Below are 12884 nucleotides of genomic sequence, written 5' to 3'. Positions count from 1 at the left end.
CATGCAAACCGGAAGTATGACCATCGATGCCGGCGATGGACGGCGTTTCGCCGCCTATGCCAGCATGCCCGCCCAGCCCAATGGCCATGCCGCGATCATCCTGCAGGAGATATTCGGCGTGACCAGGACCATACGGGAGCTCGCCGATCGCTACGCGGCCGAGGGCTACCTCGCGCTCGCCCCCGATCTCTACTGGCGGATCGAGCCCGGGGTCGAACTGAGCCATTCCAAGGCCGACATCGAGCGCGCGTTCCAGTATTTGGAGCGGTTCGACGAGGAAGCGGGCCTGGCCGACATCGGCAGGACCGCCGCGCACATCCGCGCCTTGGAGGGATTTCGCGGCGGCGTCGCGGTAGTGGGGCTTTGCCTGGGCGGGAAACTGGCTTTCCGCTGCGCGGCCAGGTTGGAAATCGATGCCGCGGCCGTCTTCTATGGCGTCGGCGTGGAAGACCATCTGGACGAGGCAGCGGCCTTGCGCTGTCCGATCGTGCTCCATTACGGCGACCAGGACCGCTATGCCTCCCCCGACGCGCAGGCGAAGATCGAGTCGGCGCTGCGGCCTAGGCCCGGCGCAGCGTTCTACCGCTATCCCGGCGCCGGGCACGGCTTCTACACGCGCGGCGAGCCGGAAGCGGCAGCGCTGGCCCATGGGCGGACCACGGCGTTCCTTCATTCCGCATTGAGGGCTGGAAATCGATGAAAGTCCTGCAAGGCATCCGGGTGCTTGACCTGGGAAACTTCATCACCGCGCCGTTGGCGGGCATGTTGCTGGGCGAGCTGGGGGCTGACGTCGTCAAGGTCGAGCGGCCGGGCGGCGGCGACCCTTTCCGCGCGTTCAAGGGCGGCCTCTACAGCCCCCAGTTCCAGGCCCACAACCGGAACAAGCGCAGCCTGGCCCTGGACTACACCCGGCCCGAGGGACTGGGCGCGCTGGACGAACTGGTCGCCGGCGCCGACGTGCTGGTCCTGAACATGCGCCCCGGCGTGGCGGAGCGGCTGGGGCTGGGCGCCGTCCGGCTGCGGCAATTGAATCCCGGCCTCGTGTACTGCGCGATCACGGGATTCGGTTCCAGCGGTCCGTACGCCGGGCGGGCGGCCTACGACAACGTTGGACAGGCCGCCTCGGGTTGGCTGTCCATGTTCCATCGCAGCCATGATGCCAGGGTGGCCGGTCCCGCGGTTTCCGACGCCGTGACGGGCATCCATGCGTGCCTGGGCATCCTGGGAGCGCTGGTGGAGCGTGCTTCGACCGGGAAGGGGCGCACGGTCGAGGTCAGCATGCTGGAATCCATGATTTCCATGGCTTGCGAACCCCTCGGCTCGATGCTGGCGACGGGGCAGGTTCCCGGCCTGTATGGGCGGGCGGCCATGTCGCAGTCGTACATCGTGACTTGCCGGGACGGGCGCCGCATCGGGCTGCACCTTTCTTCGCCCGACAAGTTCTGGCGAGGTCTGGCGCAGGCCATCGGGCGCCCGGATCTGCTCGCGGCGTATCCGACGCGCCGCGACAGGGTAGAGGGCTATGACGAGCTGGCGCGGATACTGGCGGAGATATTCGCCACCCGGGACCGCGACCACTGGCTGCCTCGCCTGGAGGAGCACGACGTGCCGTTCACCCCGGAGCGCGAACTGGACGAGCTCGAAGCGGATCCCCAGGTGCGCCATCTCGACGTCTTCTACACGCAGCAGCACCCGCGCCACGGCGCCTTGCGTGCCACCCATCGGGCCATACGCTACGACGGCGATCATCACAGCAATTTCCTGCCGCCACCCGATCTTGGCGAGCATACGGAAGAGATTCTGCGCGAGGCGGGTTTTTCCGATTCCGCCATGGACGCGCTCAGACAGGCTCGCATCATCTAGACGCAGATCCATCTGCACGAGGAGACGGTCATGGGGTTGGCACGCATAACAGGCGCGATAGCTGCATTCACCGTGGCGGTTGCCGCCGGGGAGGTATGCGCGGCAGATTGGCCGGACCGTCCGGTTCGCATCGTCGTCTCGTCAGGCGCCGGCGGGACCGCGGACATCCTCGCGCGCATGCTCGCGCAGCGGCTCGAGGCAGCCTTCGGCCAGCCGTTCATCGTCGAGAACAAGCCAGGGGCCGGTGGGCACGTCGGCGCGGCCCAGGTCGCCCGGTCGCCCGCGGACGGCTACGTCTGGCTGATGAGCGGCAGCCCGACGCACTCGGTAGGGCCGCATCTTTACAAAAATCTTCCGTATGACCCGATGCGGGACGTACCCCCGGCCGCCATGGTCGCGATCGCGCCGAACCTGCTGGTGGTCAATCGCGAGCTGCCGGCTCGGTCGGTTGCGGAGCTGGTTGCACTGGCCCGCGAAAAACCCGATGCGCTGACCTATTCGTCGGCGGGGAACGGTACGTCCGGCCATCTGGCGGGCGCGCTGTTGCAGAACATGGCCAAGGTGCGCATCAAGCACGTGCCGTACAAGACCGGCCCCGAAGCGGTGACGAGCGTCATCGGGGGCGACGTCTCCATGACGTTTTTCACCCTGCCTGCGGTGTTGAAGCAGGTGCAGGCCGGCCGGTTGCGGGCACTGGCCGTGACGTCGGGTACGCGGACTTCGCTCGCTCCCGACATACCCACCGTGGCCGAGGCCGGCTACCCGGGATTCGACGTACTGGCCTGGTACGCGCTGTTCGCTCCGAAAGATACGCCGCCCGCCATCGTGGACCGGGTGAGCAACGAGGTGGCGCGGATCCTGGGTCAACCGGATGTGCGCGAAAAACTGGCGCAGCTCGGCGCTGAGCCGCATTATCTCAACGCCCGCGACCTGACTGCCTTCGTGGCCGTGGAGTCGCCGAAGTGGAAGGAACTGATCAGCGAATCGGGCGCGCGGGTGGACTGATGGACGGGGCCGGCAACCACGAGCGCATCGAGCGCTGGGACGTGTTCCTCCGCAGTCTTCCTTACGGCAGGGAGGTGCGCTGGAGCGACATGGTCGAATCGGCGGCGCAGTTCGTGATCCTGCGCATGCAAACCGAGTCCGGCGTCGCGGGAGCTGCCGAGGTCGCCGTCAAGCCGACCTGGGTTGGCGCCACGGCCGCCAGTCTCGTTTCCACGTTGCGCGAGGTGTTCGAGCCTGTCGCGAGAAAGGCGGGATTGTCGCACCCGCGACAGCTGCGGGACGCGCTGGAGGTCATCCCCGGAAATACCGTCGCCAAGGCGCTGATCGACAATGCCGCTTGGGACTGGGAGGCCGCGCGGCAGCGGCGGCCGTTGTGGCGCCTTTGGGGCGGCCGTCCGGTGGTGGAGCTGTCCTGGGCGGTCACGCGCCAGGCTCCGCCCGCCATGGCCAGGGAGGCGGCAGATATGGTGCAGGCCCACGGTTTCCGGACCTTGAAGATCAAGGGCGGACAGGGGCTGGACGCCGACCGCGCGAGCCTGGCGGCGGTTCAGCGCGTATTGGGCGATGGCGTGCGGCTGTATGTGGACGCCAATGGCGCCTATCCGTTCGCGGAAGCGGACCGTTACGTGCACGTCATGGCGCAGGAAGGGGCCCAGGCCGTCGAGGATCCCTCTGCGCTGGCGCCCGATCGCGGATTCGAGCGCCTGCAACGCGACGCTCCCGTGCCGTTGCTCGTGGATTTCGGGATGGCTTCCTTGCGCGACGCAGGACTTTTCCTCGAGCGCGGTGCCCGCATGCTGAGCGCCAAGCCGGGCCGGTTCGGTCTTTCCGATGCGCTGGCGATGCGGGATCAGGCCGGGCGGGCGAAGGCCGGCACGGTGGCCGGCCTCATGGGCGAGAGCGCGATGGGAACCTGGTGCGGCCTGCAGTTCGCCGCCACGCTCCATTCCCATTCGTTTCCTGCCGAATTGAGCTGGTTCCTCTCCATGCGGGAACAGTACGTCCAGCAGGTGCCGCAGATCGTCGACGGCACCGTGGCCCTGCCCGAGACGCCTTCCGTCGCCGAGCTGGTGGACTGGGATGCCATGCGGGAGTACGAGGTCACCGCATGAACACAATTGCCTTGCCTTATCGGGAACTCGCCATAGGCGCCAGCTATGAAGGGACTGCCCGCACGCTGACCCAGACCGATCTTTCCCTGGCTTGCATGTTGAGCGGCGACTGGCATCCCATCCATGCCGACGCCGAATTCTGCAGGGCGGCGGGGATGCCGGGCCCGATGTTCCACGGCCCCTACGGCATCCTGCTGGCGATGGGAATGGCGACGAGTCTGCCCGCGTTTGCCGACCGGGTGGTGGGCGCGACCGGACTGGCCGAATGGCGGTACCGGCGTCCATTGCTGGTGGGACATACGGTTCGAGTCAGGGCGACGATCAGCGGCAAGCGAATGACGTCGGACGGGGTGCGAGCCATTGTCGACCGGCGGTTCGAGCTCCTTGGACCGGACGGGGAAATCTTTCAGGAAGGAGTTGGAGGAACCATGCTGCAGCTCGCATCCGAGGGGGAGCAATCATGATTCTTGGCGATGTCATCGAGCGCAACGCACGCTGCTGTCGCGATCAGCCGGCCTTCGTCTTCGAGGGCCGGCGCGTGACGCACGACCAGTTCGCGGAGCGGGTGAGGCGGCTCGGCAACGCGCTCCTGGCCCTGGGGCTGGCGCGCGGCGACCGTATCGTGATCCTTGCCCAGAACTGCCCCGAGTACATGGAGGTCTATGGCGCGGCAGGCATGTGCGGATTCATCGCGGTCGGGATGAACTACCGCCTTTCGGCGGCGGACCAGGCCGCCATCCTGCGCGATTGCACGCCCGCCCTGCTGGTTTACGACCCCGAATACGAAGAGCGGGTCCAGGAACTGCTCGGCGCGCTGCCCGCGCAGGCGCGGACCCTGAAGCTGGGGCCCGATGCCGGCGAAGCGGGCTACGAGGCGGCCGTCTCGCGAGCGGACGCCTCGATGCCGCCGCTGCGGGCGCGAGACGACGACACCATTTTCCTGATCTATACGAGCGGGACCACCGGCGCGGCCAAGGGTGTCATGCTCGGCAACGCCGGCCAGGTGGAGCAGGCGCGCATGCTGGCACTGTCGCACGGGGCGCAACCCACCGACCGGATGCTCATCGTCATGCCGGCTTACCATATAGGCGGCACGACCGAGTTGCTCAGCTATCTCGTCTGTGGCGCGACCATCGTGCTGCATCGCCGGTTCGATCCACGCGAGATCCTGGAGAGCATCGAACGCCACCAGGTAACGGCCGCGCATTTCGCGCCCATCATGATCCAGGCCTTGCTCGACGAGCAGGAGAAGCGGGCCGCGGATCTCTCCAGCCTGCAGACCGTCTGCTACGCATCGGCGCCGATGTCGGTGGCGCTGTCCCGGCGAGCGCACCGCGCGCTGGGCCCTATCTTCATGCAGGTCTATGGGATGACCGAGCACGGACCGGGAAGCGCACTCCTCAAGCACCAGCACGAACCGGAGGGAAACCCGGTGCAAGCGGCGCGCATGGCGTCGGCCGGCCAGCCCATACTCGGCGTGGAGATGAAGATCGTGGGCGATGACGGCCGGGAGCTGGAAACGGGACAGATCGGCGAGATCGCCATGCGCTCGGCCGCCATCATGCAAGGCTATTGGGGCAAGCCGGCGGAAACGGCGGCGGCGCTCGAAGGCGGATGGATGAAGACAGGAGACCTCGGCTATTTCGACGAGGATCACTATCTGTTCATCGTCGACCGCAAGAAGGACATGATCATCTCCGGCGGCGAGAACATCTATTCGCGCGAAGTGGAGGAGGCGCTCCTGCTCCATCCCGCCGTCCTGGAAGCGGCCGTGATCGGCATACCCGACGAGAAATGGGGCGAATCGGTGAAAGCCTTCGTCGCCCTCAAGCCCGGCGCAGCGGTCGATGAAGAAACGTTGATCGCGCATTGCCGGCAACTGATCGCCAGCTACAAGAAGCCCCGCAGCATCGGATTCATGGCTGCGCTGCCGCGCCTGCCAAGCACCAACAAGATCGACAAGAAGGCATTGCGGGCGCCGTACTGGGCAAACAATGCCAGGCAGGTCGCCTGACGCGATGAACGGAGGAGACGGACATGAACGTACGCAGGATTTTTACGCGCATCGCGGTGCTTGCCTTGTGCGCCGCCGGCACGGCGCATGGTGAAGACTTTCCCGCCAGGATGGTGCGCATCGTCGTGCCTTTCACCGCCGGAGGGCTGGCGGACGTGGTGGCGCGCGGCCTTGCCCAGGAGCTGACCACCCGCTGGTCGCGGCCGGTCATTGTCGAGAACCGGCCGGGGGCCAATACCATCATCGCCGCGGAGTATGTGGCCCGCGCTGCGCCGGACGGCCATACGCTGCTGATGGCGAACGATCCGACGCTTTCTTCCAACCAGTATCTCTACCGCAAGCTGTCCTACGATCCCGTCAAGGACTTCATGCCTGTGGTCAACCTGGTGCAGACGCGGGAGATCCTGCTGGCGAGCAACGATTTTGCCGTCCGCAGCGTGGAGGAGCTCGTTGCCCGCGCGAAGGCCCGCCCGGGCGAGGTGACCTACGGCTCGTACGGCGTGGGCAGCAAGGCCCAGCTCGACGCCGAGGCTTTCTCGTCCATGGCGGGCATACGGCTAAACCATGTTCCGTATAAAGGCGTGGCCGACGTCATGGCGGCACTGGTGGGCGGCCAGATCGACATGGCCTGGGTCGGCGTGCCGCCTTCCATACCCATGGTCAGGGGCGGCAAGGTGAAACTGCTGGCGGTGGCGGCGCCGCAGCGCATTGCCGCCTTTCCCGAAGCGCCGACTTTTGCCGAGCTGGGTTTTCCGAAGATGGTCTCGCAGGCGTGGTTCGGGCTGGTCGCGCCGAGGGGGACGCCGGATGAGGTGGTGCGCAAGATTGCCGCCGACGTGTCGGAGGTGGCTTCCCAGCCGGCTTTCCAGGAAAAGTATGTGACGGGCGTGGGGTTGGAGCCGTTGAATCAGGGGCCCTCGGAGTTCGCACGCTTTCTTGCGCAGGATCGCGCGGAGTACGAAGCAAGCATACGGAATGCGAATGTGAAATTGGACTAGGGGTCGGTGCTTGATCCGGCCAAGGACTACGGCGGTGATGAGTGACGATCGCAGGTCGGGTTTAAGAACTCAACCCGATGTAATGGATGACGCCTTGGCGGGAGAACAAAGATGGATTTCGAATTAGCCCCGGAGCTGCGCATGCTTCGCGACGCGGTCCGCCGCTTCGTCGAGCGCGAGCTGATGCCGCTGGAAAGCCGCTACGCGAACGAACCCGACATCCCGGACCAAGTCCGGCGCGCGCTGCAGGACAAGGCCAAGGAATTGGGGTTCTGGGCGTTCGATCTGCCCCCGGAGGCCGGAGGAGGGGGGGTGGGGGCGGTCGGCATGTGCGTCGTGTTCGAGGAACTGGCCAAATGCAATGTTCCCTCCTTCCGGGCGCCCACGGTACTGACGCCTTATCTGGGGCCGGTGCTGTTCCATTGCGATGCCCGGCAGAAGGAAAAGTACCTGCTGCCTGTCGCCAGGGGCGAGAAGCGCACCTGCTTCGCCCTGACCGAACCGGGCGCGGGATCCGATCCTGCCGGTATGCGGACGACCGCGGTGGCCGACGGCGATCACTTCGTCATCAACGGAACCAAGATATTCATCACCGGCGCCGACAAGGCCGATTTCGTGCAGGTGTTCGCGAAGACGGTGAAGAACGGGGAAGAATCGGGCGTTAGCTGCTTCCTGGTCGACAAGGGCACGCCGGGCATGAGTCTGGGGCAGAGCTTCGAATTGATGTCGCCGGACCGGCCTTGGGAGCTGCTGTTCGACAACGTCCGGGTGCCTGCGACCCAGCTGATCGGCAAGGTGGGGCAAGGCTGGGAGCTGGCGCGCGAGTTCCTGGATATGGGTCGCCTCATCCACGGGCCGAAATCCGTCGGCCGCGCCCAGCGCGCCCTGGACCTGGCCGTCGCCCATGCCAACGCCCGCCATACCTTCGGCCTGCCGCTGGCCAAGCGCCAGGCTATCCAGTGGATGATCGCCGATTCTCTGGTGGAGCTGCATGCGGCGCGGTCCATGGTGTATCACGCGGCGTGGAAGGTCGACCGCGGGCTGGACTATCATCTGGAAGCCTCCGCGGTGAAGCTGTATGCGGACGAAATGCTGGTGCGGGTCGTCGACCGGGCGATCCAGATCCACGGCGGCCTGGGGCTGTCGCGCGAGCTGCCGCTGGAACTGATGTACCGCGACGCGCGCAGCCGGACGATCACCGAGGGGTCGTCGGAAATGCAGCGGATGATCATTTCGGCGGGCGTGCTGTCCGGCCGGTACGGAGCCGATCGCTTCGATATCTGAGCCGGCGATGCGGATGCCGCCGGCGATCTGTCGCGTTCTACAGAGGGCGGCGATGAATATCGAGAGCATCGATCTCAATTTGCTGGTGGCGTTCGACGCGATGATGCAGGAACGGAACGTGACCCGGGCGGGGCTGCGGGTGGGGCTTTCCCAGCCCTCGATGAGCCACGCCTTGACCCGGCTGCGTGCCGTGTGCGGCGACCCGCTGTTCGTCAGGGTGAAGACCGGCATGGAGCCCACGCCGTTCGCGCTGCGTATCGCGCCCAGCGTGCGGGCCGGGCTGTCGATCATGCGAACCGGCCTGGAGGGAGCGGTCGCCTTCGATCCCACGCGATCCGAGCGGATCTTCCAAGTACTGTTGAGCGACCTGGGCGAGGTGGTGTACCTGCCTCGCCTGATGCGGCACCTCAAGGAGGTCGCTCCGGGAGTCGGTCTGCGCATACTGCAGTTGCCGCGCGAAAGCTATCGCGAGGCGCTCGAATCCGGAGACGCCGACCTGGCGGTCGGTTTCCTTCCGGGGTTGGCGGCTGGCTTCTACCAGCAGCGGCTGTTCAGCGACCGCCACGTCTGCCTGCTTCGTGCCGACCATCCCCGCATCGGCCGGACGCTGAGCCTGCAGGAGTTCGGCGAAGAGTCGCACATCATGATCGAGCCCGCGGGTTCGCGTTATAGCCGCGTATCGCTGCATTCGTCGACCACGACGCTGATCGAGCAGTACCTCGAGAAAAAAGGATTGCGCCGCCACATCGCGCTGAGGGTTCCCCATTTCACGGTGGTGCCGGACATTCTCCAGGCCACCGAGCTCCTGGTCGTCATCCCGAGTACCGTGGCGCGGTTCATGATGCCTCTCCGGCACGTCAAGATGCTGCCGCTTCCGTTCGAGGTGCCGGAATTCGAAGTCAAGCAGTTCTGGCACGAGCGTAGCCATCAGGACGGCGGAACGCGCTGGTTGCGCGGTGTGATGGCCGACCTGTTCATGGAGCGGCACCCGCCTTGCGGCGCGCTGCGGGTTGCGCCGGACCTGCGGGCCTAGGGCCCTGTCCGCCGCCGTCAGATTATTCCGGGCACCAGCCGCCGCCGCTTCTTCGGGGGAACCAGCCCGGCTTCCTTCTCGAAGTCCGCCCCCTGGCTTTGCACCTGGGTGTAGGCATGTTCGCGGAACAGGTTTTCGGCCCGGTCGGCCTGGCCGCTTTCGATGGCCGTGACGATGGCGTGGTGTTGCCGATGGGCGTAAAACAGGAAATTGAACATCACCTCCCGGCTCTGCGTATCGAAAGCCAGCGTGAGCGGGGCGGTGAAGGGCACGACGTTGCAGCGGCTGACCAGGCTGGACAGGAGCGGCATGTCGGCGCCCTCCAGGATGAGCGCATGGAAGCGTGCGTTCATTTCCGCATAACGGATTTCATCGTCGTCCGAGAGGGTGTGGTCCTTGAAGATCCGATCGCCTTCGGCCAGGCAGTCCTTGAGCTCGGCCAGCAGCTCGTTGCTGGCGCCGTTGGTGGCCAGTGCGCGCGCCGCCAGTCCCTCGAGCGCGGCGCGAAGGTGCAGCGCTTCCATGCTTTCCCGGGCGGAGAAGGCGCGGACCGCAAACCCCCGGGCGCCCGACGGCACCAGGAGCCCTTCCTGGGCCAGCGCGGGCAGGGCCTGGCGCACGGGCGTGCGTGAAATGCCCAGGCGGGCGGCCAGGTCGGCCTCGCGTACCCGTTCGCCGGGCGCCAGTTCGCCGCGCAGGATCATTTCACGGATATGCAGCATGGTCGTGGTCTGCTGCATGCTGGAGCTCCCTTGGTGGTTCGACGCCCGCTTGTTCGCTTGGGGCGGAGTGGCGCCAGTATAGAGCGTTTGGGATCCTGTATTGGATCCCAAACGGCCGATACGACCCCAGAAAGACCCGTTATTGCTTTATTTTGGGATCCCATATAATCTTCGCTCCACATCGCCGTCCGTCCCCTCTACGGAGTATTCGCATCATGGCAAGAATCATCGGCGGCATAGGCAGCTCGCACGTGCCGACCATCGCCGTCGCCTATGACAAGGGCAAGCAGAACGACCCGGCCTGGGCGCCGCTGTTCGACGGCTACAAGCCGGTTGCCGCCTGGCTGGCCGAGAAGCAGGCCGATGTGCTGGTGTTCTTCTACAACGACCACTGCACGACCTTTTTCTTCGACATGTATCCCACCTTCGCACTGGGCGTGGGAGAGCGTTTTCCCATCGCGGACGAGGGCGCGGGCCTGCGCAATCTGCCGGCCATCCGCGGCAACGTCGACTTCCAGGCGCACATGGCCGAATGCCTGGTCAATGACGAGTTCGACATTACCGTCTTCCAGGACAAGCCCATCGACCACGGCTGCGCCTCGCCCCTGCCGCTGCTGTGGCCGCACCAGCCCGACTGGCCGGGCAGCGTGGTGCCCATCGCCATCAACGTGCTGCAGTATCCGCTGCCCACGGCGCGCCGCTGCTATCGATTGGGCCAGGCCGTCCGCCGCGCGGTGGAGTCCTATCCCGAGGACCTGAAAGTGGTGGTGGTGGGCACCGGCGGCCTGTCCCACCAGATCCATGGCGAACGCACCGGCTTCAACAATACCGAGTGGGACCTGGAATTCCTCCGGCTGCTGGAAGAAGACCCCGAGGCGTTGATGCGGATGACGCATGCCGACTATGTCCGCCTGGGCGGGGCCGAGAGCGTGGAGCAGATCATGTGGCTGGCCATGCGCGGCGCGCTGGGTAGCGGGCCGGTGCGCAAGCTGCACCAGAACTACTACCTGGCCACGACCACCGCAATGACGGTGGTGCTGTACGAGGAAGGCGCGCCGGTCGCGGCGCAGCCCGGCCAGGCCGCCACGGCGGCGGCATGAGGGGGACGCCATGAATCCGCAACTGGAAGGTATCGAGGAGATCGCGGGCACCTACGCCTTCGACCTCCGTACCAGCAACCGCACGCTCAAGATCAACCGCTTCTTCTGGAACATGATCGGCGCCGACTGGCGCGCGCGGTTCGTGGCCGACGAGGAAGGCACGATGGAAGCCGCCGGGCTCACCGAGGAAGAGAAGGCCCTGGTTCGCGCCCGCGACTGGCTGGGCCTGGTGAAGTACGGCGTCAACTTCTTCGTGCTCGAGAAGTTCGGCCGGGTCGTGAAGAAGACCAACCTCGAGATCTACGCCATCATGCGCGGCGAGACCTTCGAGGAGTTCATGAAGACGCGGCAGGTGCCCGAGGCCCGGTAGGGGAGGAGAGGTCCCCCCTACGCGCTGACGCGTGCCCCCCAGGGGGCTCTACTTACGGACCGGCGGAGCCGGATCCGCTGTGTCCTGGAGCGGGGGGCACTTCTTCCATGCGGTGCGGGTCGCGTCGCCATCACATTGCAATACCACTGACAAAGGCGCACCGCGCCAAGGAGAGAGACTATGCGAATCGCGAAGCGCGTTGCGGGGCTGCTGTGCGCCGCGGCAGCCGTGGCGGCGACGGGAACGGCCGCCGCGGCGGAGATCAAGGTCGGCTTGCTCAGCCAGTTTTCCGGCGCCTACACCTGGTGGGGCAAGGAATACCAGCGCGGGGTCGATCTGTACCTGGCGCAGCGCGGCGGCAAGTTCGGCGAGCATACCGTCACCGTGGTGTCGCGCGACGAAGCCGGCTCCAATCCCCAGCGGGCCCGGCAGCTGTCGCAGGAGCTGGTGGTGCGCGACAAGGTGCAGTACCTGATCGGCGGCGTGTTCACGCCCACGGTCCTGGGCGCGGTCGACGTCATCAACCAGACCAAGACGCCCTATGTCATTCTGAATTCCGGCACCTCGAGCGTGACCGACAAGTCGCAGTACTACGTGCGTGCCGGCTTCACCCAGTGGACCGTCAGCATTCCGCTGGTGCAGTGGGCCTATGACCAGGGCATGAAGAACGCGGTCATCCTGGCGGCCGATTATGCGCCCGGCCACGATGCGCTGGAAGCCTTCGGCCAGACCTTCACCAAGCTGGGCGGCAAGGTCGTCGGCGAGATCAAGGTGCCGATGGGCACTACGGACTTCTCCAGCTATCTGCAGCGCGTGCGCGACCTGAAGCCGCAGGCGGTCTTCATGTTCATGCCGGTGGGGCCGATGTCGGCCGGCATGATACGCAGCTTCAAGGAGCGCGAACTCGACAAGGCCGGCATCACGCTACTGGTGACGAACGAGGCGCAGGAAGAGGACATCGCGCCCATCGGCGATGCCGCGCTCGGACTGACCTCGGCGCTGCATTACTCGCCGTACCTGGACACGCCGATCAACAAGGAATTCGTGGCGGCCTACAAGGCCAAGTACGGCAAGGACGAACTGCCGAGCGTCGCATCGGTGGCGGCCTACGACGGAATGAGGCTGATCGAGCAAATGGTGCGCGCGACCAACGGGACCAAGGACGGCGACAAGGCGATGGCGGCCATCAAGGACTTCAAGTGGGACAGCCCGCGCGGGCCGGTCAGCATCGACCCGCGCACCCGGGAGATCGTGCAGAACGTCTACATGCGCAAGGTCGAGAAGATCGACGGCAAGCTGGGCAACAAGGTGTTCCATACCTATCCGGCGGTCAAGGATCCCTGGCACGAAATCAAGAAGTAGCGTCGGCGCGGGCGAGGCCGC

Annotated in this window: 13 protein-coding genes; 12 read left to right on the top strand and 1 reads right to left on the bottom strand. The window is 66.0% G+C overall.

From position 1 onward, the window contains the following. Position 1 precedes the first annotated feature (1 nt). From CDO44_RS17945 to CDO44_RS17905, 9 genes are all read left to right on the top strand, one after another. The gene (locus CDO44_RS17945) at positions 2-700 is read left to right on the top strand and encodes a dienelactone hydrolase family protein (protein ID WP_087781648.1); all 699 of its coding nucleotides are present in this window, start codon (positions 2-4) and stop codon (positions 698-700) included. Continuing rightward, positions 697-1863 carry a CaiB/BaiF CoA-transferase family protein gene (locus CDO44_RS17940; RefSeq protein WP_087781647.1) on the top strand — a complete coding sequence of 389 codons (1167 nt, stop codon included), beginning with the start codon at positions 697-699 and terminating at the stop codon, positions 1861-1863. Before CDO44_RS17945 ends, CDO44_RS17940 begins: the two co-directional genes overlap by 4 nt. A 30-nt stretch (positions 1864-1893) precedes the next feature. Continuing rightward, positions 1894-2868 (top strand): tripartite tricarboxylate transporter substrate binding protein, encoded by a 975-nt coding sequence (locus CDO44_RS17935; RefSeq protein ID WP_087781646.1) that lies wholly within the window; start codon positions 1894-1896, stop codon positions 2866-2868. Continuing rightward, entirely contained in the window at positions 2826-3980 is a 1155-nt protein-coding gene (locus CDO44_RS17930) for a mandelate racemase/muconate lactonizing enzyme family protein (protein ID WP_144389545.1), read from the top strand. The genes CDO44_RS17935 and CDO44_RS17930 overlap by 43 nt, the downstream gene beginning before the upstream one ends. After that, entirely contained in the window at positions 3977-4444 is a 468-nt protein-coding gene (locus CDO44_RS17925) for a MaoC/PaaZ C-terminal domain-containing protein (protein ID WP_087781644.1), read from the top strand. Before CDO44_RS17930 ends, CDO44_RS17925 begins: the two co-directional genes overlap by 4 nt. After that, positions 4441-5994 carry a class I adenylate-forming enzyme family protein gene (locus tag CDO44_RS17920; RefSeq protein WP_158213329.1) on the top strand — a complete coding sequence of 518 codons (1554 nt, stop codon included), beginning with the start codon at positions 4441-4443 and terminating at the stop codon, positions 5992-5994. The genes CDO44_RS17925 and CDO44_RS17920 overlap by 4 nt, the downstream gene beginning before the upstream one ends. Before the next feature lie 23 nt (positions 5995-6017). After that, complete coding sequence (locus CDO44_RS17915) at positions 6018-6992, top strand: tripartite tricarboxylate transporter substrate binding protein (protein ID WP_087781642.1); 975 nt, start codon at positions 6018-6020, stop codon at positions 6990-6992. Between the two features lie 111 nt (positions 6993-7103). Further along, the gene (locus CDO44_RS17910) at positions 7104-8276 is read left to right on the top strand and encodes an acyl-CoA dehydrogenase family protein (protein WP_087781641.1); all 1173 of its coding nucleotides are present in this window, start codon (positions 7104-7106) and stop codon (positions 8274-8276) included. Positions 8277-8328: 52 nt separating this feature from the next. After that, positions 8329-9309 (top strand): LysR family transcriptional regulator, encoded by a 981-nt coding sequence (locus CDO44_RS17905; RefSeq protein ID WP_158213328.1) that lies wholly within the window; start codon positions 8329-8331, stop codon positions 9307-9309. 17 nt (positions 9310-9326) lie between these two features. Here CDO44_RS17905 and CDO44_RS17900 read toward each other — a convergent pair whose 3' ends face one another. After that, on the bottom strand, positions 9327-10049 hold the full coding sequence (locus CDO44_RS17900; protein WP_087781639.1) for a GntR family transcriptional regulator: 723 nt from the start codon (positions 10047-10049) through the stop codon (positions 9327-9329). A 197-nt stretch (positions 10050-10246) separates the two neighbouring features. Here CDO44_RS17900 and CDO44_RS17895 point away from each other — a divergent pair, with 197 nt between their 5' ends. The 3 genes from CDO44_RS17895 to CDO44_RS17885 all read left to right on the top strand — a co-directional run bounded on the left by CDO44_RS17895 (position 10247) and on the right by CDO44_RS17885 (position 12863). Then, positions 10247-11131, top strand: coding sequence for a gallate dioxygenase (locus CDO44_RS17895; RefSeq protein ID WP_087781638.1), 885 nt, complete (start codon positions 10247-10249; stop codon positions 11129-11131). 10 nt (positions 11132-11141) lie between these two features. Next, positions 11142-11501 carry a protocatechuate 3,4-dioxygenase gene (locus CDO44_RS17890; RefSeq protein WP_087781637.1) on the top strand — a complete coding sequence of 120 codons (360 nt, stop codon included), beginning with the start codon at positions 11142-11144 and terminating at the stop codon, positions 11499-11501. A 180-nt stretch (positions 11502-11681) separates the two neighbouring features. Further along, on the top strand, positions 11682-12863 hold the full coding sequence (locus tag CDO44_RS17885) for an ABC transporter substrate-binding protein (protein WP_087781636.1): 1182 nt from the start codon (positions 11682-11684) through the stop codon (positions 12861-12863). Positions 12864-12884: the final 21 nt, after the last annotated feature.

Source organism: Pigmentiphaga sp. NML080357 (genome assembly GCF_002188465.1).
Taxonomy (GTDB): Bacteria; Pseudomonadota; Gammaproteobacteria; order Burkholderiales; family Burkholderiaceae_B; genus Pigmentiphaga.
Note: the sequence above shows the minus strand (reverse complement) of the source record. Positions and strands in the feature narration are given on the sequence as shown.

Bases quoted from the DNA above. Each gene is read 5' to 3' on its own strand.
- CDO44_RS17885 (WP_087781636.1), top strand. From the start codon at position 11,682: ATGCGAATCGCGAAGCGCGTTGCGGGGCTGCTGTGCGCCGCGGCAGCC.
- CDO44_RS17900 (WP_087781639.1), bottom strand. From the start codon at position 10,049: ATGCAGCAGACCACGACCATGCTGCATATCCGTGAAATGATCCTGCGC.
- CDO44_RS17905 (WP_158213328.1), top strand. From the start codon at position 8,329: ATGAATATCGAGAGCATCGATCTCAATTTGCTGGTGGCGTTCGACGCG.
- CDO44_RS17935 (WP_087781646.1), top strand. From the start codon at position 1,894: ATGGGGTTGGCACGCATAACAGGCGCGATAGCTGCATTCACCGTGGCG.
- CDO44_RS17915 (WP_087781642.1), top strand. From the start codon at position 6,018: ATGAACGTACGCAGGATTTTTACGCGCATCGCGGTGCTTGCCTTGTGC.
- CDO44_RS17940 (WP_087781647.1), top strand. From the start codon at position 697: ATGAAAGTCCTGCAAGGCATCCGGGTGCTTGACCTGGGAAACTTCATC.
- CDO44_RS17910 (WP_087781641.1), top strand. From the start codon at position 7,104: ATGGATTTCGAATTAGCCCCGGAGCTGCGCATGCTTCGCGACGCGGTC.
- CDO44_RS17890 (WP_087781637.1), top strand. From the start codon at position 11,142: ATGAATCCGCAACTGGAAGGTATCGAGGAGATCGCGGGCACCTACGCC.
- CDO44_RS17945 (WP_087781648.1), top strand. From the start codon at position 2: ATGCAAACCGGAAGTATGACCATCGATGCCGGCGATGGACGGCGTTTC.
- CDO44_RS17895 (WP_087781638.1), top strand. From the start codon at position 10,247: ATGGCAAGAATCATCGGCGGCATAGGCAGCTCGCACGTGCCGACCATC.
- CDO44_RS17920 (WP_158213329.1), top strand. From the start codon at position 4,441: ATGATTCTTGGCGATGTCATCGAGCGCAACGCACGCTGCTGTCGCGAT.
- CDO44_RS17925 (WP_087781644.1), top strand. From the start codon at position 3,977: ATGAACACAATTGCCTTGCCTTATCGGGAACTCGCCATAGGCGCCAGC.